Source organism: Pseudomonas sp. ICMP 460, assembly GCF_002723595.1.
GTDB classification, from domain to species: Bacteria; Pseudomonadota; Gammaproteobacteria; order Pseudomonadales; family Pseudomonadaceae; genus Aquipseudomonas; species Aquipseudomonas kitaguniensis.
Genome location: NZ_LKBR01000016.1, coordinates 39,287 through 59,123 on the forward strand (window position 1 = coordinate 39,287; position 19,837 = coordinate 59,123).

Annotated in this window: 17 protein-coding genes and 1 pseudogene; 9 read left to right on the forward strand and 9 right to left on the reverse strand. The window is 59.8% G+C overall.

Annotation, left to right across the window (positions count from 1 at the left end; all coding sequences use genetic code 11):
• Positions 1-3: 3 nt before the first annotated feature.
• On the reverse strand, positions 4-474 hold the full coding sequence (tsaE, locus tag AO240_RS13520; RefSeq protein WP_099236908.1) for a tRNA (adenosine(37)-N6)-threonylcarbamoyltransferase complex ATPase subunit type 1 TsaE: 471 nt from the start codon (positions 472-474) through the stop codon (positions 4-6).
• Positions 462-1,322, reverse strand: a complete 861-nt coding sequence (locus AO240_RS13525; protein WP_099236909.1) for an NAD(P)H-hydrate dehydratase — start codon at positions 1,320-1,322, stop codon at positions 462-464. The genes tsaE and AO240_RS13525 overlap by 13 nt, the downstream gene beginning before the upstream one ends.
• 44 nt (positions 1,323-1,366) lie before the next feature.
• Between AO240_RS13525 and queG the strand changes: the two are divergent.
• A pseudogene (gene queG / locus AO240_RS13530) lies at positions 1,367-2,450 on the forward strand (tRNA epoxyqueuosine(34) reductase QueG).
• Here queG and AO240_RS13535 read toward each other — a convergent pair.
• Entirely contained in the window at positions 2,447-3,064 is a 618-nt protein-coding gene (locus AO240_RS13535; RefSeq protein ID WP_177445822.1) for a trimeric intracellular cation channel family protein, read from the reverse strand. The pseudogene queG and the gene AO240_RS13535 overlap by 4 nt on opposite strands.
• Positions 3,065-3,245: 181 nt before the next feature.
• A complete protein-coding gene (gene orn / locus AO240_RS13540; RefSeq protein WP_099236912.1) occupies positions 3,246-3,788 on the reverse strand; it encodes an oligoribonuclease in 543 nt (180 codons plus the stop codon).
• Positions 3,789-3,896: 108 nt separating this feature from the next.
• Between orn and rsgA the strand changes: the two genes are divergently transcribed.
• The 4 genes from rsgA (at position 3,897) to AO240_RS13560 (ending at position 7,026) form a co-directional block, all read left to right on the forward strand.
• Positions 3,897-4,928 carry a small ribosomal subunit biogenesis GTPase RsgA gene (gene rsgA, locus AO240_RS13545; protein ID WP_058411348.1) on the forward strand — a complete coding sequence of 344 codons (1,032 nt, stop codon included), beginning with the start codon at positions 3,897-3,899 and terminating at the stop codon, positions 4,926-4,928.
• A gap of 242 nt (positions 4,929-5,170) precedes the next feature.
• Positions 5,171-5,578 carry a TIR domain-containing protein gene (locus AO240_RS13550; RefSeq protein WP_099236913.1) on the forward strand — a complete coding sequence of 136 codons (408 nt, stop codon included), beginning with the start codon at positions 5,171-5,173 and terminating at the stop codon, positions 5,576-5,578.
• 3 nt (positions 5,579-5,581) lie between these two features.
• Positions 5,582-6,541, forward strand: coding sequence for a caspase family protein (locus AO240_RS13555; RefSeq protein WP_099236914.1), 960 nt, complete (start codon positions 5,582-5,584; stop codon positions 6,539-6,541).
• Positions 6,541-7,026 (forward strand): toll/interleukin-1 receptor domain-containing protein, encoded by a 486-nt coding sequence (locus tag AO240_RS13560; RefSeq protein WP_099236915.1) that lies wholly within the window; start codon positions 6,541-6,543, stop codon positions 7,024-7,026. Before AO240_RS13555 ends, AO240_RS13560 begins: the two co-directional genes overlap by 1 nt.
• Before the next feature lie 52 nt (positions 7,027-7,078).
• On the opposite strand, the gene motB is transcribed toward AO240_RS13560, so the two are convergent.
• Positions 7,079-8,098 carry a flagellar motor protein MotB gene (gene motB, locus AO240_RS13565; protein ID WP_099236916.1) on the reverse strand — a complete coding sequence of 340 codons (1,020 nt, stop codon included), beginning with the start codon at positions 8,096-8,098 and terminating at the stop codon, positions 7,079-7,081.
• 3 nt (positions 8,099-8,101) lie between these two features.
• Positions 8,102-8,953: a flagellar motor stator protein MotA gene (gene motA / locus AO240_RS13570; protein WP_058411353.1), complete on the reverse strand. Its 852-nt coding sequence runs from the start codon at positions 8,951-8,953 to the stop codon at positions 8,102-8,104.
• A gap of 166 nt (positions 8,954-9,119) precedes the next feature.
• On the opposite strand from motA, the gene AO240_RS13575 reads away from it, so the two are divergent.
• The 3 genes from AO240_RS13575 to asd are packed head-to-tail and all read left to right on the forward strand — an operon-like array spanning position 9,120 to position 12,405.
• Complete coding sequence (locus tag AO240_RS13575; RefSeq protein ID WP_099236917.1) at positions 9,120-10,655, forward strand: HDOD domain-containing protein; 1,536 nt, start codon at positions 9,120-9,122, stop codon at positions 10,653-10,655.
• 57 nt (positions 10,656-10,712) lie between these two features.
• On the forward strand, positions 10,713-11,528 hold the full coding sequence (locus tag AO240_RS13580; protein WP_099236918.1) for a rhodanese-like domain-containing protein: 816 nt from the start codon (positions 10,713-10,715) through the stop codon (positions 11,526-11,528).
• 16 nt (positions 11,529-11,544) lie between these two features.
• Positions 11,545-12,405 (forward strand): archaetidylserine decarboxylase, encoded by an 861-nt coding sequence (gene asd / locus AO240_RS13585; RefSeq protein WP_099236919.1) that lies wholly within the window; start codon positions 11,545-11,547, stop codon positions 12,403-12,405.
• Between the two features lie 1,023 nt (positions 12,406-13,428).
• Here asd and serB read toward each other — a convergent pair.
• On the reverse strand, positions 13,429-14,643 hold the full coding sequence (serB, locus tag AO240_RS13595) for a phosphoserine phosphatase SerB (protein ID WP_099236920.1): 1,215 nt from the start codon (positions 14,641-14,643) through the stop codon (positions 13,429-13,431).
• 133 nt (positions 14,644-14,776) lie between these two features.
• Here serB and AO240_RS13600 point away from each other — a divergent pair, with 133 nt between their 5' ends.
• Positions 14,777-16,309, forward strand: coding sequence for an AhpA/YtjB family protein (locus tag AO240_RS13600; RefSeq protein ID WP_099236921.1), 1,533 nt, complete (start codon positions 14,777-14,779; stop codon positions 16,307-16,309).
• Positions 16,310-16,625: 316 nt separating this feature from the next.
• Here AO240_RS13600 and AO240_RS13605 read toward each other — a convergent pair whose 3' ends face one another.
• Positions 16,626-17,333, reverse strand: coding sequence for a membrane integrity-associated transporter subunit PqiC (locus tag AO240_RS13605; protein ID WP_099236922.1), 708 nt, complete (start codon positions 17,331-17,333; stop codon positions 16,626-16,628).
• 232 nt (positions 17,334-17,565) lie between these two features.
• A complete protein-coding gene (parC, locus tag AO240_RS13610; protein WP_099236923.1) occupies positions 17,566-19,830 on the reverse strand; it encodes a DNA topoisomerase IV subunit A in 2,265 nt (754 codons plus the stop codon).
• Between the last annotated feature and the right edge of the window lie 7 nt (positions 19,831-19,837).

A 19,837-nucleotide genomic window follows, 5' to 3' on the forward strand; every position in this document is an offset into this window, starting at 1 on the left:
CAATTATTTAAATTCCAATGCCAAAGCGGCGCACCACGACTGCCCGCGCGCGCTTTGGGGCAACAACTTCAGCTGACGTCCGTGAGCATGCGGCGTAATGGTAATGGTCAGGTCCGGCTTTGGCAAAAAGCCTGTGCCTTTATCTGGCCATTCGATCAGGCACAACGCTTCTTCGTCGAAGTAATCACGAATGCCCATGTACTCCAACTCTTCCGGGTCTACCAGCCGATAAAGGTCAAAGTGGAAGGCGCGCACCGCACCTGTCTCGTAGGGTTCGACCAGGGTGAACGTCGGGCTTTTTACCGCGCCCGTGTGGCCCAACCCGCGAATAATGCCGCGCGACAGCGTGGTTTTGCCCGCGCCCAAGTCACCTTCAAGAAAGATCAGGCCCGCGCCGCCCGTCACTTGGGCGATACGATGACCGAACGCGACCATGGCGTCTTCGTCGGGCAAAAAAAGGCTTACTTCAGACACGGCGACTGTTCCTCAAGCAATTGACGAATGGCAGGTATCAGGTCGCTGGCGGCCAGGCCCCGACCGAAGGTGCCTTGGCGATCCCCCGCCGTCGCGTGCAACCACACCGCCAGGCAGCTGGCTTCATAAGCCGGCATGCCCTGCGCCAACAGCGCGCCGACCAAACCGGCCAACACATCACCCAGCCCTGCCGTGGCCATCGCTGGATGGCCTTGGTCACACCGCGAAACACTCCCGTGTGGGCTGGCAATCAAACTGCCAGCACCCTTGAGAATAGCCACTGCATTGAATTTTTGGCTCAACGCGCGCGCGGCTTTCAGGCGATCGGCCTGAACCTCGGCCGTAGTAATGCCGAGCAAACGCGCCGCCTCGCCAGGGTGCGGCGTGATCACCGAGTTGGCTGGCAGGGTGAAACTGCCCGTCGCCAACTGGTTCAAGGCGTCCGCGTCCCACACTTGCGGCAGCTTGGCATTCGCGGCAACGGACAACAGGCTTTTGCCCCAGGCGGCAGCACCGAGGCCGGGGCCGATCACGATGACCGAGATTTTTTCGAGCAAGCCCATCACCTGGTTGGCTGAGCTGATACCCACGCTCATGACCTCCGGCAAGCGCGTCAGCGCGGCCGGCACGTGCTCCGGGCGGGTCGCCAGCGAGACCATGCCCGCGCCACTGCGCAAGGCGCTTTCTGCACTGAGCAGCGCAGCGCCACCCACGCCACGGTCGCCGCCAATGACCAGCAAGTGGCCGAACTGGCCCTTATGGGCGTCTGGGGAACGTGCAGCCAGTTGCGGCAAATGGCCGTGCAACAGCGGCTGAACGTCGGATATTGCGTGTTTTGTCTGCGGCATGCGTCTTCAAGCTCCGATGTCTGGCAGAATTATACCTATCTAACCTGCGGTTTCCCTTGTCTCATGCCTGCCATTACCCACGACCTGCCCGCCCTCGCCCAATCGATCAAAGACTGGGGCCGCGAGCTGGGCTTTCAACAAGTCGGCATCAGCGGCCTGGACCTGGCTGAGCATGAACAACACCTGCAACGCTGGCTCGACGCGGGCTACCACGGCCAGATGGAATACATGGGCGCGCATGGCAGCAAACGCTCGCACCCCGATGAACTGGTGCCCGGCACGTTGCGCGTGGTCTCGCTGCGCATGGATTATCTGCCAGGCGACACCCAAATGGCGCAACTGCTGGCAAAGCCAGAAAAAGCCTACGTATCGCGCTACGCCTTGGGCCGCGACTACCACAAGCTGATCCGCAAGCGTGTGCAACAACTGGCCGAACGCATTCAGGCGCAGATCGGCCCGTTTGGCTTTCGCGCGTTTGTCGACAGCGCGCCGGTGCTGGAAAAAGCCATCGCCGAACAAGCTGGCCTTGGCTGGATCGGTAAAAACACCCTGGTGCTCAATCGCAAAGCCGGCAGTTATTTTTTCCTCAGCGAGCTGTTTGTTGATTTACCGCTGCCGGTAGACCCACCTCACACCACCGAGCATTGCGGCCGCTGCACCGCGTGCCTGGACATCTGCCCCACCAATGCCTTCGTCGGCCCTTACGTGCTGGACGCCCGACGCTGCATTTCCTACCTGACCATCGAACTCAAGACGGCAATACCCGAAGACTTGCGCCCGCTGATCGGCAACCGCGTGTTCGGCTGCGATGACTGTCAGATCGTTTGCCCGTGGAATCGTTTCGCGCGCGCAACCACCGAGAGCGATTTCAAGCCACGGCATAACCTCGACAACGCCGAACTGGCCGAATTGTTTATGTGGGACGAGGAAAAATTTCTCGGCAATACCGAAGGCTCGCCGCTGCGCCGCGCCGGTTATGAGCGCTGGCTGCGCAACTTGGCGGTGGGCCTGGGCAATGCGCCGTCGAGCATTCCGGTACTGGAAGCCCTGAAAGCGCGCCGCGAATACCCATCAGAGCTGGTGCGCGAACACGTGGAGTGGGCGCTGCGCCAACACGCTGCGCGCTAGTGCACGTCATCGTTGTAGACGAACTTGGGCATTTCCCAGTGAAACCGGATCGCCAGCAGGCGCAGTAGAAAACCGCTGAACAGCGTCAGCAGAATCGATTGCTCGCTCGGCAGCTCCAGGTAAAGGCAGAGCATGTAGAACCACGCGGCGAGGAACGAGACGCTGGCGTACAGCTCGCGGCGGAAGATCAGCGGAATGTCGTTACAGAAAATATCGCGCAAGATGCCGCCAAATACGCCAGTGATCACCCCGCTGACCACCGCCACCAGCATGCCGTGGCCCATCTCCAGGGCGGTCATGCAGCCGATCAGGGTGAAGGCGACCAACCCCACGGCGTCCAACGCCAGAAACAGCGAACGCAGATGGCGCATCAGCGGCGCGATAAAAATCGTCACGAGTGCGGCGATGGAGGTCAGCACCAGGTATTCCGGGTGCTTCACCCACGTCAGCGGGTAATGCCCGAGCAGTACATCGCGCCCCGAGCCGCCGCCCAACGCCGTCACGCAGGCGATCAACACCACACCAAACCAATCCATGCCGCGCCGCCCGGCAGACAGCGCACCGGTCATGGCTTCGGCGGTGATGGCGATGAGGTAGAGCATCAGCAGCATGATGGCGATCCTTGCGATTAGGCCGGCAGTCTAATCATTTGGCGATGGCACCAAAAGGGGGCGCCTGGCGAAAGACCGAGTCGCGCGCATCGCAGGCAAGCCAGCTCCCACAGTTGAATGGGTTCACACATCAACGTGTGGGAGCTGGCTTGCCTGCGATAGCGTCAGAACAGACGCCGAGCCTTCAAGCCTTGATGAAGTGCTTGCGGTAATGCTGCAGCTCGGCGATGGATTCGCGAATATCGTCCAGCGCCAGGTGTGTGCTGCCTTTATGGAAGCTGTCTTTGACTTCCGGCGCCCAGCGCGCGGCCAGCTCTTTAAGCGTCGACACGTCGAGGTTGCGGTAGTGGAAGTAACTTTCCAGCGCTTTCATGTGGGTATAAAGGAAGCGCCGGTCCTGGCAGATGCTGTTGCCGCAGATCGGCGACTTGCCCTTGGGCACCCACTGTTCCAGGAAGGCGATGGTCTCTGCTTCAGCTTCGGCCATGCTCACGCGGCTGTCGCGCACGCGCTGGGTCAGGCCGGAGTTGCCGTGGGTGCGGGTGTTCCACTCGTCCATGGTGGCGAGCACGGCGTCGCTGTGGTGAATGGCGATCACCGGGCCTTCAGCCAAGGTGTTGAGGTTGCTGTCGGTGACAATCGTGGCCATCTCGATGATGACGTCGGTGTCGGGGTTCAGACCGGTCATTTCCAGATCGATCCAAATCAGGTTCTGTGGGTTTTGCATGGCTTGATTCTCTTGGCACCTTGGCGTAGCTGCGCAGTTTAGCAGGCAGGGGCGTGCTAGACTCGCGACCGTTTTACCTAACCTTTGCATTATCGACACGGAACACCAATGGCCAAACGCCAGCTCAATCGTCGCCAAAACTGGCGCATCGAAAAGATTCAAGGTGAACGCGCCGCGCGCGCCGCCAAACGTGAATCCTCCGCCGTAGAAGCGCTCGAGGGCGGCGACCTCGGCCCTGAACAAACCGGCCTGGTGATCGCGCACTTTGGTGTGCAGGTCGAAGTCGAGGCGCTGGAAGGCGAACTGGCAGGCTCGGTCTCGCGTTGCCACTTGCGCGCCAACCTGCCTGCGCTGGTCACCGGCGACAAAGTGGTGTGGCGTGCCGGCAACCAGGGTATCGGCGTAATCGTCGCCCAGTTGCCGCGCACCACCGAACTGCGCCGCCCCGACAGCCGTGGCCAGCTCAAGCCGGTGGCGGCCAACGTCGACATGATCGTAATCGTGTTCGCACCGCTGCCCGAGCCGCATGCCAACCTGATCGACCGCTATCTGGTCGCAGCCGAGCACGCCGGCATTCGCCCGCTGTTGCTGCTGAACAAATATGACCTGATCGACGAACAGAACGCCCCGGCGTTGAATGCGTTGCTGGCGGTGTACCGCACGCTGGGTTACCCGGTGCTGGAAGTGTCGGCGCATCACGGCAATGGCATGGAACAACTGCAACAGCAGTTGGACGGGCGCATCAGCGTGTTTGTCGGCCAGTCGGGCGTGGGCAAGTCATCGCTGGTCAACAGCCTGCTGCCGGAAGTCGACACCCGCGTAGGCCCGCTGTCGGAGCTGTCCGGCCAGGGCACCCACACCACCACCACCGCGCGGTTGTTCCACTTCCCAGGCGGCGGTGAACTGATCGACTCCCCGGGCATTCGTGAATTCGGCCTCGGCCATGTCAGCCGCAGCGATGTGGAAGCGGGCTTTATCGAATTCAACGATCTGATCGGCACTTGCCGCTTCCGCGACTGCAAACACGACCGCGAGCCGGGTTGTGCGCTGCTCAAGGCGCTGGAAGATGGCCGTGTGCAGCAACAGCGGATGAACAGCTATCGCTCGATTATTGCGAGCTTGCCTGAGAGCAGTTATTAAACATTGCGATAGTCGCCCCGGCCCTGGTGCCGGGGAACTCCGCATGGCCATTCGTCCTACATGACGATTACCCTGCCTATAAAGCATTTTCTGTAGGACATAAAACTCAACTAACGAGAGAAACTTCTCTTTATTTTAGTCACGGTTTTATTAGGCGTTTCTTCCCTTACATTTCGCACTCTTGGTGCCATCAAACGATGCCGCACAGGTTCTGCGCGAAATGACTTAGCAAAGGGAACGCCATGCAAACTTATCATCTATTTATCAGCCACTCCTGGAACTACTCAGACGCCCACGACAAACTGATAACCTTGCTGACCGCTCACCCGACATTCAATTTTAAGAATTTTTCTGTGCCCCCGCACAACCCTATCATCGGTGCACGCACGGACAAGGAGCTTGAAGCCGCTATCGAAAACAAGATTCGACCCTGTTCAGCAGTGTTGATTATGGCGGGGATGTATTCCGCTTACAGCAAGTGGATCAACAAGGAAATCGCAATAGCCCAGCGCATGGGCAAGATTATTATCGCGATCAAACCGTTTGGCGCTGAGCGTATTTCTACCGTCGTTCGCGAAGCAGCCACCGCTGAGTGTGCATGGAACACTAATAGTATCGTCAGTGCCATTCGCCTGCACACGGACGCCTAAACCATGCGCAAAGGACTGTTTATAGGCATCAACAACTACCGCCATGTCTCAGCCCTCTCAGGCTGTAATAATGACGCGATCGCGATGGCCTCTCTATTGGAGCGCCACGCGAGCGGCAGGCCGAACTTCAGCAACAAAGTTCTGACTTCTGCGGAAAGCAATCTCACCCTTGCGACAATGAAACAGCAGATCAAAAGTTTGTTTTCCGACGACTGCGAGATTGCACTTCTTTATTTTGCCGGGCATGGCCAGTTCGATACAAGTATCGATGAAGGTCTATTAATCCCTCAAGATTTCGAACCGGGTGGCGAAGGGATTCGTATCAGCGATATTTTGAACTGGGCATCTGAGGCCTCACGGATAAAAAACAAAATTATCATTCTCGACTGCTGCCAGGCAGGTGCCGCCGGTGCCATGCGAGGCCTGCGCGCCGGCACTAGCGTACTCGGTGAGGGCGTTACCATTCTCACTGCTTGCAAGCAACAACAGTCGGCGCTGGAAACTGGCGACCATGGCGTCTTTACCGGCCTGTTACTTCAGGCACTGCACGGCGGAGCAGCAAACGTTCTAGGCAAGGTCACGCCGGGCAGCGTTTATTCGTTCGTAGACAACGCACTCGGAGCCTGGGAACAGCGCCCCGTCTTCAAGACCAATGTCTCGCAGTTTGTTCCGTTACGTGAAGTCGCCCCGCTGATAGCGGAAGAGACGCTCCGCAAACTCAAGGATTGGTTCTCAGACGCCAGTCACGTATTCCCCCTTGATCCCAGCTACGAACCCACCAGCGATGAGTTCGACCCTGACAATGGGGAAATTTTTTCGCAACTACAAAAGTGCAATCGCCACAGCCTGATCGAGCCTGTCGACGCCGAGCATATGTATTACGCAGCTATCAATTCGACCGGCTGCCGCCTCACAGCCCTGGGCGCCTACTACCGCGAACTCGCCATCAAAGGACACTTCTGATGCCAGTATTCATCAGCTACCGTCACACCGACCGTGCGCAAGCCATCGCCATTAATGCACAATTATCACGGGCCAATATCAAGACTTATCTTGATGTACTCGATGCTGAGTCACATACCACCGACGACATTACCAACGTCATCACTCGACGCATTACCGAGTGCACTCATCTTCTGGCGGTAGTGTCTGAACACACCGCGCGATCCTGGTGGGTGCCGTTTGAAATTGGTGAGGCTACGATCAGCAATCGACGAATTTGCTCTTTCAAGACCGGCGCCAGTGAACTGCCTCTGTACTTGGATAAATGGCCTAAGCTAACCAGTGAGAACGACGTTAATTTTTTTATCGAGGCCTATCGCGAAGAGGCAACTACCAAGCGCTCAGTGATATTGGACTCGGTCAACGAATCCACGCGCAGCGTCTATAAGCAGAACGCCGAACTCTTTCACAGCCAGCTCAAAAGTCGAGTTCGTCGCGGATACTAATAACACCCACCTGCAAAAAGGCCGCGATGATCGCGGCCTTTTTGCAGGTGGCTTACGGCTTCGGCGCGGGCGCCGTGGGGTCTTTCACGCCGCCATCATCAAACAGGTTGAGTTTCTGCCGCAGCTCGTGGGCTGGCAGCGGCTCCTGGCCTGGCGGGATGGCGTTGGGGTCGACTGGCACTTCGCCTGGCGCACCGCTGCCTTGGGCGGCTGGCGGGGCGGCGCCTTGGTCGCCTTCTATCGCGTGCTGAGCCTTTTTTGTCAGCACAACAATATCGATGCGACGGTTGATCGGGTTGAACGGCTCTTTGGGATCAAACAGCTGCGAAGAGGCAAAACCGACCACGCGGGCTACTTGCGGGTCCGGATAGCTACCCGCTACCAGCGCACGCCGGGCGGCGTTGGCGCGGTTGGCCGAGAGTTCCCAGTTACCGAAGTCGCCCTGGCCGGCATATGGCTTGGCGTCGGTGTGGCCGCTGATGCTGATTTTGTTAGGCACCGCTTTGATGGTGTCGGCCATGGCCAGCAGGATGTCTTCAAAGTACGGCTTCAGGCGCGCGCTGCCGGAGTCGAACATCGGCCGGTTAGCGGCGTCGGTGATCTGAATGCGCAAGCCTTCCGGGGTGATTTCGAAGGAAATCTGGTCCTTGAACTTCAGCAGCTGCGGATTTTCCTCAACCTTGGTCTGCAATTCCTTCAGCAGCAACTCCAGACGTTCCTGCTCGACTTGCTCGGCCATGGCCTCGACAGTGTCGCGCTCGACCGGGATTTTCTTCTGCGGTGAGTCGGTCTCGACCTGCGGGTTGATGGTGCGCTCAGGCGCCAGCTGCGGCGAGCCACCGAGGTCGATCACAAAGGGCGTGCCGCTTTCCGAGAAGCCAATCGGGTCTTTGAAGTAACCGGCGATGGCGATCTTTTGTTCAGGCGTGGCGGTAGACATCAGCCACAGCACCAGGAAGAACGCCATCATTGCCGTCGCAAAGTCGGCGAAGGCGATTTTCCAGGCACCGCCATGGTGCCCCGCAGCGAAGCGCTTGACGCGCTTGATGATTATCGGCTGGTTGTTTTCCATGGTTTAGCGACCGCGAACCGCTTGTTCCAGTTCGGCAAAGCTTGGGCGATGCTTGGGGTACAAAACCTTGCGACCAAACTCTACCGCCAGCGAGGGCGGCACGCCGGACGCCGAAGCGACGAGGCTGGCTTTGATCGACTCATACAGGTTGATTTCTTCCTTGGCGTCATGCGCCAGGGAGGTGGCCAATGGGCCGAAGAAGCCATAGGCCGCGAGAATACCGAAGAACGTACCCACCAGGGCCGCACCGACGTGCATGCCGATTGCGGCCTGATCGCCCTCCCCCAAGGAGGCCATGGTGACCACGATACCGAGTACCGCCGCAACAATACCGAAACCCGGCATGCCGTCGGCAACACCGGTGACCGCATGCGAGGGGTGCTCCAGCTCTTCCTTCAAGCTGAACAACTCCATGTCGAACAGGCCTTCCAGCTCGTGCGGGGCCATGTTGCCGGACGACATGATGCGCAGGTAGTCACAGATGTAGGCGGTCATGCGCTCGTCTTTGAGCACTGCCGGGTATTTGGTGAAAATCGGGCTGGCAGCGGCGTCTTCGATGTCGCCTTCAATGGCCATCATGCCTTCGCGGCGGCTCTTGTTGAGGATCTCGTAGACCAGGCTCAACACTTCCAGATAGAAGGTGTGGGAGAAGCGCGAGCCGAACATGCTCAGCGACTTCTTGATCACGTGCATGGTCATGTAGCCGGGGTTGGCCTGCAAGAATGCGCCAAACGCGGCACCGCCGATAATCAGCACCTCGAAAGGCTGGATCAGCGCTGCAATTTTACCGTGGGACAGAACATAGCCACCAAGCACACTTGCGATGACGACGATGATGCCGATAATTTTAGCCATAGGGGATGAGTACTTGCGCCGTCGGGTTCATGGACATATTTGGAAGAACTGAAAACTCTTGTTCTACTTATCGGCAAAACTGCGCCAGACTATAGCCCGTTAAGGCGAAAAGCCAGTTCGGCCCGTAACGGGCGTGTTGACCGCAAGTGATGATCGCGCCCCAATCATGGCTATTGAAACGACAGTCCCAACTGCAAAACCCACCACAATCGCCGCTTGGATCAAGCGCCTGGACGACGTGCTGCTGCCCGTTCCCCAAGCCAGCCACGAGCGCGTGTGCAAAGCCATTCGCGATAGCCGAAGCTCCTTACGCGACATCGCCGAGCTGATGCAAAACAGCCCGGCGCTGGTGCTCAGCGTGATGCGCGAGGCCAACAGCCACACCCACGGCAGCTTGGCAGACCCTGCGGAAAACCTCGAAGTGGCGCTTAACCGGCTTGGCCTCAAACGCGCCGAGGAATTACTCGCGCGCCTGCCGTCGGTGCCGGAAAAAGACATCCCCGTGGCCTTGCGCCAACTGCTGCTGATAAGCCAGCACGCCTCCCAGCAAGCCAGCGGTTTGTTCGCCAGCCGCCTGGCGCGTTTGTGGCAAGACATTCATTGGGGCAGCCTGCTGTTTTTGTCACCGCTGTGGCCGATGGCTGTCGCCTACCCCAAGCTCCTGGAAGAATGGGAACTGCGGGTCATCCATAAAGGTGAGTCAGCGCGCAAGGTCGAGCTGGAGTTGTTCGGCGTGCGCCTGCTCGACTTGTGCATCGGCCTGACCGAAAGCTGGCACCTGCCGATTTGGGTCTCCCAGGGCTACAACCTGCTGCTGAGCGAGCAGCGCTTGCTGGTCAAGGCGCTGCACATCGCCCGTGAAGATGACGCGCTGCGCCACCAACAGTTGCTCGACGCCGAACCCAACCTGCGCCGCTGGCTGAACCAGCCGGCGAATACCGTACTGCTGGCCAACGGCCTGGCGATGTCGGCGCAAGAATCTTGGGCCTGCCCGCACACCGAGCGCTGGCAATACCTCACCGCGCTGTACCTGCAACAGCCGCTGAGTGAAGTGCAGCAACAGGTTCACCAGCAAGCGGTGACCAGCGCGCGCACCACGCTGATGCCTGACCTTTGGCACCCGGCGTTGTCGCTGATCTGGCCGTGGCATGTGCAGAAGGTGCATCGCGGCCTGTTGCCGGCAGCCCCGCCGACTGCCGAAGCTCTCGCCGTGTGGCGCAAACGCTGCACCGAGTTGCTGGTGGAGCCGAGCCGCTTTGCCAACGCGATGCACCTGACGACGTGCGCCAAAGAAGCCTTGGTCGCCAGTGGCATGCAGCGGGTGTTGCTGTTCATGGCGGACCGCGCCTTGAGCACCTTGCGTGTGCATCAAGCGGATGGCTTGCCCAAGGCCGCCGCCAACTTGAGCCTGGACGTGGTCAACAGCACGCTGTTGCAGCGTTTACTCGAAAAGCCCGCGCAAGTGCGCCTGAACCCCGACAACCATGCACAGTTCGCGGCACTGTTGCCGCCAACCCTGCGCCGCCTGTTTACCGGCGAACACCTGCTGCTGCGCTCGTTGAGCTGTAACGGCCGCGTGGTGATGCTGATGGTGGCCGACCAGGGCGGTGGGCCGTTCTCGGAAACCACCGTGCAAGCCTTCGGCAAAACCGCCCAATGCATCGAAAAGGCCCTGCACTGCTTTACCAACCGCAGCGCCTGATGCTTGCGTTACAATCGCCGCTCTTAATCGCCAACCTTTGTGCCCAGGAGACCTCACATGCCTGACTTCTCTGGCTTGCCGCTGGTGATCGAACCCAGCGACCTGCTCGGCCGCCTTGATGCCGAACACTTGATTCTGGTAGACCTCACCAGTGCTGCCCGCTACGCCGAAGGGCACCTCCCCGGCGCGCATTTCGTTGACCCCAAGCGCACCCAATTGGGCCAGCCGCCAGCACCCGGCCTGCTGCCCAACAAGGCTGATCTTGAAAAACTCTTCGGCGAGCTGGGCCACACGCCCGACGCCACCTACGTGGTGTACGACGACGAAGGCGGCGGCTGGGCCGGGCGTTTTATCTGGTTGCTCGACGTGATCGGCCACCAGAAATACCACTACCTTGACGGCGGCCTGCTGGCGTGGATCGACGAAAAACACCCGCTGTCCAGCGAAGTACCCGCAGCCGCCGCTGGCCCGGTCAGCCTCACGCTGCACGACGGCCCCACAGCCACCCGCGAATACCTGAAAAGCCGACTGGGCGCTGCCGACCTGGGCATCTGGGACGCACGCGGCCCGCTGGAATACTCGGGTGAAAAGGTGCTCGCGGCCAAGGGCGGCCACATCCCCGGCGCGGTCAACTTCGAATGGACCGCCGGCATGGACAAGGCGCGCAGCCTGCGCATCCGCCGCGACATGCCGCAGATCCTCGAAGGCCTCGGGCTGACCAAAGACAAAGAAATCATCACCCACTGCCAGACTCACCACCGCTCTGGCTTCACCTACCTGGTGGCCAAGGCGCTCGGTTATCCGCGAGTCAAAGGTTATGCCGGTTCCTGGGGCGAATGGGGCAACCACCCCGACACCCCCGTTGAGATTTAAGGTTTAAGGACACTTAATGAAAAAGCAGTTGTTTATCCTCAGCCAATACTTGCTGCCGCACCACTTGCTGTCGCGCCTGGCCGGCTGCATTGCCGAGTGCCGCGTGAGCTGGTTCAAAAACGCCTTCACCCAGTGGTTCGCCAAGCGCTACCAAGTGGACATGTCCCAGGCCCTGGTGGAAGACGTGACCGCTTACGAGCACTTCAACGCCTTCTTCACCCGCGCCTTGAAAGACGGCGTACGCCCGCTGGACCCAACGCCGGGCGCGGTACTCAGCCCAGCCGATGGCGCGGTCAGCCAGCTTGGCCCGATCGAGCATGGCCGTGTGTTCCAGGCCAAAGGCCACAGCTTCAGCGTGCTGGAACTGCTGGGCGGCGATGCGGCGGTGGCTGCACCGTTCATGGGCGGCGATTTCGCCACCATCTACTTGTCGCCCAAAGACTATCACCGTGTGCACATGCCACTGGCCGGGACCCTGCGTGAGATGGTTTACGTACCGGGGCGGATTTTTTCGGTGAACCAGACCACCGCCGAAAACGTGCCGGAGCTGTTTGCACGTAACGAGCGCGTTGTCTGCCTGTTCGACACCGAACGCGGCCCGATGGCGGTGGTGTTGGTCGGTGCGATGATCGTTGCGTCGATTGAAACCGTATGGGCTGGTTTGGTGACGCCGCCGAAGCGCGAGCTGAAAACCTTCCGCTATGACGAAGCTGCACGTGCGCCGATTCACCTGGAAAAAGGTGCTGAATTGGGTCGCTTCAAGCTGGGTTCGACTGCGATTGTGCTGTTCGGGCCAGGCCAGGTTACGTGGTCGCAAGCGCTTGTGGCAGGTACGCCGGTGCAGATGGGCCAGGGTATCGCTGCACCTAAAGCCTGACGCAAATCAGCTGTGGGGGTGGGATTGGGTTTTGAGTGTATATCCGGTATTGAGTTTATGGCTTATATCGGTTCCGCTCTTACAGCGGGTCACTTTTGAAAAGCGCAAAAGTAACCAAAACGCTCTTGCCCCACCACTCGGCACCTCGCTTAGGCTCGGTGTGCCCTCCCTCCGATATTACGGAGCGGGCCGCCGCGATGGGCCATCCTTGGCCCAGCGCGGCTAAACCGGCGTCCTGCCGGTTTACCCGCTCCGTAATATCTGCGTTCGGCCATCGTGGTTTAACGGGGCGCCTTAGATCAAGATCACAAGCAGGCGGCCTGAAAGCCGACCCAATCTCACATGCTGAATGCGGTCAACTGTGGGAGATTCTTTGGCTGAAAAAGCGGGACGCAGAGCGTCCTGAGCGGCATTACCACGCAGAGCGTGGGAACGATCATCCCTCAAGCAGAACCCGGTCAACTGTGGGAGGGGGGCTTGCTCCCGATAGCAGTGTGTCAGATAAATATTTTTCAACTGACACACTGCTATCGGGAGCAAGCCCCCTCCCACAAAAAGCAAAAAAAAAGCAGATCTGCCGTGGATGCAAGACCCGCCTTTGATCTGCTTCTGATCTGCTTCAACCACTCAGGTCGGCTTTCAGGCCGCCGTGCTCTTGCTCTTGATCTTGATCTGAGAAGCGCCCCGTTAACCACGATGGCCGCACGCAGGCTTGAATCCGTGGGTAACCCGGCAGGACGCCGGGTTAGCCGCGCTGGGCCAAGGATGGCCCATCGCGGCGGCCCACGGATTCAAGCCTGTGTGCGGGCATGCCGAGCCTAAGCGAGGCACCGAGTGGTGGGGCGAGAGCGTTTTGGTTACTTTTGCGCTCTATCAAAAGTGACTCGCTGTAAGAGCGAAACCGATATAAGCCATAAACTCAATACCGGATATGCACGAAAACCCAAAGAACACCCCAAGCCCGTTTCCCGCGCCACAGCGCCACATCAAAGATGCCGTGGCCCCTGCTTCCGTTAGAACGGACTACGACTGACCATCGCGGTCACGCAAACCCAGCAAATACAACACCCCATCCAGCCCCAGCGTCGAAATCGCCTGTTTGGCCGACTGCCGCACCAGCGGCTTGGCGCGGAACGCCACACCCAACCCGGCAATCGCCAGCATCGGCAAATCATTCGCGCCGTCGCCGACCGCAATGGTCTGCTCCAACTGCAAACCTTCCTTGTGGGCCAGCTCTCTCAGCAGATCAGCCTTGCGCTGCGCGTCGACAATAGGCTCGACCGCCACACCCGTCACCTTGCCATCCACCACTTCCAGCTCGTTGGCGAACACATAGTCGATACCCAACTTCACCTGCAATTGCTTGGCAAAGTAGGTGAAACCACCCGACAGAATCGCGGTTTTGTAACCGAGGCGCTTGAGTTCGGCAAACAGCGTTTCAGCGCCTTCGGTCAGGCGCAGCGACGCCCCGATCGAATCCAGCACACTCACATCCAGGCCTTTGAGCAGCGCCAGGCGCTCCTTGAAGCTCGCACGAAAATCCAGCTCACCGGCCATGGCGCGCTCGGTAATCGCGGAAACCTGCTCGCCCACACCGGCGGCCTTGGCCAGTTCGTCGATGACTTCAGCCTCGATCAGCGTGGAGTCCATATCGAACACGGCCAGGCGACGATTGCGCCGGAACAGCGAGTCTTCCTGGAAGGCAATGTCCACATTCAGCGCGTGCGCCACGCTGAGGAACTCGGCGCGCAGGGCCTGCGGATCAGCCGGTTCGCCGCGCACCGAGAACTCGATGCAGCCCTTGCCCGTGTCGGACGGCGCGTCCAATGGCATGCGACCCGACAGACGGTCGATATGCTCGATATTCAAACCGTACTGCGCGGTGATCGAGCTGACGCGCTGCAATTGTTCGGCAGTAACCTTGCGCGTCAGCAGCGTGACGATGTGGCGTTTTTCGCCCTCACTGGCCACCCAGTGTTGGTAGTCGTCTTCGGACACTTGGGTAAAACGCACCTGTTGATCGAGCTTGTGCGCCGTAAACAGGATGCCTTCGCGCACCGACGACGCCTGCTCGATGCTCGGTATTTCAACCAACAGTGCGAATGACAGGGTGTCGTGGATCACCGCCTGGCCGATGTCGAGAATGTTCACACCACCCTGGGCCAGAACACCGGTAATGGCTGCGGTGAGACCCGGGCGGTCTTCACCGGTGATGTTTATCAGGACAATTTCGCGCAAGACGCACCCCCAGGCTGGAAAAAAACCGCATTCTACCCACTTTCAGTGACCATCGGGCACAGCCAGCGCTTTGCCGGTTCTAGGCCTGTCGCTATACTGCGCGTCAACTTCACGGACCAAGAGCCGAGCGCAAGTGAACCGGCCCACGCCAGTAAAAACCGATAACTTCTTCCTGCTGATCTTCCGGGCACTGCGCCACCGCCGTGTACCGATCGCATTACGCATCGCCAGCCATAACGTGATCCTGGTCGCCCTGGCCCTGGTGATCTACGCCTGCGTGATGGGTTTGCAGTTCAAACAGGCCATGCACGAGCAAGCCGACGCCCTAGGCGAGAGCTTGACGACTCAAACCGCCACGTCGGCGACCGAGTTGCTGGTGTCCAACGACATCCTCAGCCTCAACGTGCTGCTCAACAACCTGACCAAGAACCCGCTGGTGGCCCATGCCGCTATCTACAGCGTGGACAACCGGATCATGGCCGAAGCCGGGCAACGCCCGAAAAACGGCCTGTTGGGTGAAGCCGAAGGCCTGTATCAGAGCAACATTACCTTTCAGGATGTGAAGGCGGGGCAACTGCGCATCAGCCTCGACATGCAGCAATTCCAGCAGCCGATGACCATCAGCCTGCAAAGCATGGGTATTCTGAGCGCGATTCTGTTGGCGTTGGCCTTGGCGCTGAGCTTGCGCCTGGGCCGGCATATTTCGACGCCGCTGATGCAACTGCGCATCTGGCTGCGCGACATAGACGAACACACCCCGGCCACTGACCGTCAGGATGAAATCGGCGATCTCGCCCGCCAGTTGCACACAAGCTTCGCCCCGGAACCGGTGGTGCCCGAGGTTGAACCTGAGCCTGAGTACGACGACACCGATTACGACGACGAACCTGAGTTTGAAGTGCGCGACCTGCGTGACCCGGGCGTTGACGAAAGCACCCCGGTAGCGGGCCTCAAGCCTGCGACACGTCAGGCGATCAAGGCCGAAGAAGACGAAGTGGACGACGAAGACCCCTTCTCCGATTTGCGCGACACCTCGACCGCCACCCCTGCCGTCACGCCCAAGCCTGTGCCGGTAAAAAACACCGAGCCTCAGCACAGCGCCGTATTGGCGGTGCAACTGGGCGCTCAGGACCAACTGCGCCGCCTGCCCCGCGCGCGCCTGACGGAGTTGCTGGAACGCTATCGCGACTGCCTCGACCAGGCTGCTTCGCTGTACCAGAGCGAACTGCACACCCTGAACGATGGCAGCACGCTGATGCTGTTCCACAGCGAAGACAGCGGCGAAGACTACCTGACCAACGCTATTTGCTGCGGCGAACTGCTGCGCGCGTTGGGCCACGCGCTGCAAATCGAAGTGGCTGACAGCGGTATCACGCTGCAACTACAGCTGGGTTTAACCGTGGGTGATGATCTGTTTGGCATGAGCCAGATTGATCTGCTGCTGACCGAGATCGCACAGGATGCACTGGCCTTGTCGCAACACAGCCGCAACCTGTTGCTGGTGGAGCGCAAGATCAGTGAAGACACGCTGATCCGCCAACGCGCGCGCATCCGCCCGATAGCCAGCCCCGAAGGCGCGAGCTGTGTGGAACGGTTGATGGAACCGTACCCGTCGATGCTGGAGCGGCAACTGGCGCGCATGCACGAAACCCGCACCAAGCCCTGAGAAACACCGCCAAGCCCACTGCGCAGTAGGCTTGTGTGCGGGAGCCCGCTTGTATGGGAGTTGGCTTGTGTGGGAGCGGGCTTATGTGGGAGTTGGCTTGTGTGGGAGCGGGCTTGTGTGGGGGCGGGCTTGCTCGCGAAGGCATTGTGTCAGTCGCCAGATGTATCGACTGATACAGCGCATTCGCGAGCAAGCCCGCTCCCACATGACCCAACCACTCAGGAATGATGCACACCTAATCTGCCGCGCAGCTCAAACCCCGAACAAACAAAAAGGCCCGCTTACTCAGCGGGCCTTTTGTTTGTCTGCGATCAGGTCAGAACCTGAACACTTCCATGTCCGTGCGAATCGGCGATGCCATCGGCATCTTGGGCTTCTCCGGTGTTGCCGGTTTGGCCTGAGCCGGGGCTTGCTTGCGCGGCGCCTCGGCGATGGGCGGCTGGTTGGCCAGTGGCTTGAGCGCCACCGACAACTGCTCCGCCAAGTGCTGCAATAACACGCCCTGGGCCTGAACCTGAGAGGCGGTGGTGCCGGTGTGTTCTTCCTGCAAGTGCACGATGCGGTTATCGCGCACTTGGCCACGACGGTCGATCAAGCGCCACTGCGCATCAAGGATCGCCGGCTGCGAAGTACCCGAGTCGAGCCGGGTAATGGTCAGCAGCACCTGCACGTCCGGGGTAAAGCCCATTGGCGCGGGCGCAAGCACCACACGCTGGCTGTCGAGATGACCCGCAACCTGGCGCAACATCAGCTGGTTGATATCGGACGATAAACTGCCCGCCCAACGACCATCGGTGGAACCTTGCAGGCTGCCGTCGTTCTGACGTTGCAGCAGGGTTTCGCGTTGCAGGTAATCCGCCACGACTACCGGCCCCAATAATACGGCCATGCCAGCGGTTTGCGCTGGCTGAGCTGGACTTCCGCTGTCCAGCTGGTACAGCGACACCGGCTGGTGCGTGCTGCAACCCGCCAACCCCAAAAGGCCAGCGAGCATCAAAAATAGAGGAAGGCGTGGAGCAGTCATCATCCCATCCAGGTGGCTGCCACAAGGCGAACCACAATGTAATACTAAAAATAACCTAAATACGCTCGGCCACGCCGGCGCTGGAAAGGCCATATCATCCGTGAATATGCGCCATGACTCCAGCGCCAAAGCGTCGATCTACGCGTTAAATCGTAGATCAAGGGCTCCAGGGGGCGTTCTCAGTGAATTTGCGCCCTGGCGGGCAAACTCACTGGGAACGCTGCTTCACACCCTAAACCGGCGTTTCAACCAACAAAGCATCCACTCGCTGAAAACCTCGCGGCAGTTTGTTACCGCGGCGGCCACGCTCACCCTTGTAATGCTCAAGGTCGTCAGGGCGCAGCGACAGCGTGCGTTTGCCGGCCTGTAGCACCAGCGTCGAGCCTTCAGGGATCACGGCAATGTCGGTCACGTACTCTTCACGACTGGCCACCCGCTCGCCAGGTATCCCGATAATCTTGTTGCCCTTGCCTTTGCCCAACTGCGGCAAGTCGCTGATCTTGAACACCAGCAAACGCCCCTCAGTGGTCACCGACGCCAGCCAATTGCTCTCGCGGTCGTCCACCGTCCGCGGCAGAATCACCTTGGCGTTGTTGGGCAAGCTCAACAGGGCCTTGCCCGCCTTGTTCTTGGCCTGCAGGTCTTCACCCTTGACCACAAAACCGTAACCGGCGTCGGACGCGATCACGTACAGCGAATCATCGTCCGGCAACAGCACGCACTCAAAATTCGCCCCCGGTGGCGGCGTGAGTCGCCCGGTCAGCGGCTCGCCCTGCCCGCGCGCGGATGGCAAGGTGTGAGCGGGTACAGAGTAACTACGCCCGGTAGAGTCGATAAACACCGCAAACTGGTTGGAACGCCCGGCCGCAGAGGTCTTGAAGCCGTCACCGGCTTTGTACGAGAGGCCGGTGGCGTCGATATCATGCCCTTTGGCCGAACGAACCCAACCCTTTTCCGACAGAACGACGGTAATTTTCTCGTTAGGCAGCAGCTCGGTTTCTGTCAGAGCCTTCGCTTCAGCGCGCTCGACGATAGGCGAACGACGGTCATCACCGTAGGTTTCGGCGTCTTTGATCAACTCGGTACGCACCAGCTTCTTCAGCTTGGTTTCGCTACCCAGCAGGGCTTGCAGCTTGGCTTGCTCTTTGAGCAGTGCGTCTTGCTCGTCACGCAACTTCATCTCTTCAAGCCGCGCCAACTGACGCAAGCGGGTATCGAGGATGTAGTCCGCCTGGATCTCGCTCAGCTCGAAACGCGCGATCAACTCGGCTTTCGGGTGCTCGGCGGTCCGAATGATGTGGATCACTTCGTCGAGGTTGAGGTATGCAATCAGCAAACCGTCCAACAGGTGCAGGCGACGCTCAACCTTGTCCAGGCGAAACTGCAAGCGGCGACGCACGGTCTGCACGCGAAATTCCAGCCACTCGACCAGCAACGCCCGCAGGTTCTTCAACTGCGGCTTGCCATCCAGGCCGATGATGTTGACGTTGACGCGGTAGCTGGATTCCAGCTCGGTGCTGGCAAACAAGTGCTGCATCAGCACTTCATGATCGACCCGGTTGTTGGTCGGGATGATCACGATGCGGCACGGGTTCTCGTGGTCGGACTCGTCACGCAGGTCGGCGACCTGCGGCAATTTCGACGGCTTGGCCTGCATCAGCGCGGCAATTTGTTCCAGCACTTTGGCGCCGGACACTTGGTGCGGCAGCGCGGTGACAATAATGTCGCCATCTTCGATGTGGTACACGGCACGCATGCGCACCGAGCCTTTACCGGTCTGGTAGATTTTCAGCAGGTCGGCGCGCGGCGTGATGATTTCCGCTTCGGTCGGGTAGTCCGGCCCCTGAATGTGTTCGCAGAGCTGCTCAACCGTGGCCTTTGGCTCGTCCAGCAAGCGCACGCACGCGGCGGCGACTTCGCGCAGGTTGTGCGGCGGCACGTCGGTGGCCATGCCGACCGCGATGCCGGTGGTGCCATTGAGCAGGATATTCGGCAAACGTGCGGGCAATACCAGCGGTTCGTCGAGGGTGCCGTCGAAGTTTGGCCCCCAATTCGCAGTGCCCTGGCCCAATTCACTGAGCAGCACTTCTGAATAACGCGACAGGCGCGCCTCGGTGTAACGCATGGCGGCGAAAGACTTGGGATCATCCGGCGCACCCCAGTTGCCCTGGCCGTCGACCAGCGTGTAGCGGTAGCTGAACGGCTGCGCCATCAGCACCATCGCTTCATAGCAGGCCGAGTCGCCGTGGGGGTGGAACTTGCCGAGTACGTCACCGACGGTACGCGCCGACTTCTTGTGCTTGGAATCGGCGTCCAGGCCCAACTCACTCATGGCATAGATGATGCGCCGTTGTACCGGCTTCAGGCCGTCGCCGATATGCGGCAAGGCACGGTCCATGATCACGTACATGGAGTAGTTGAGGTAGGCATTTTCGGTGAAGTCAGCCAGCGATCGGCGTTCTACGCCATCTAAGCTGTCTGCAAGGATGTCACTCATGCGGGCC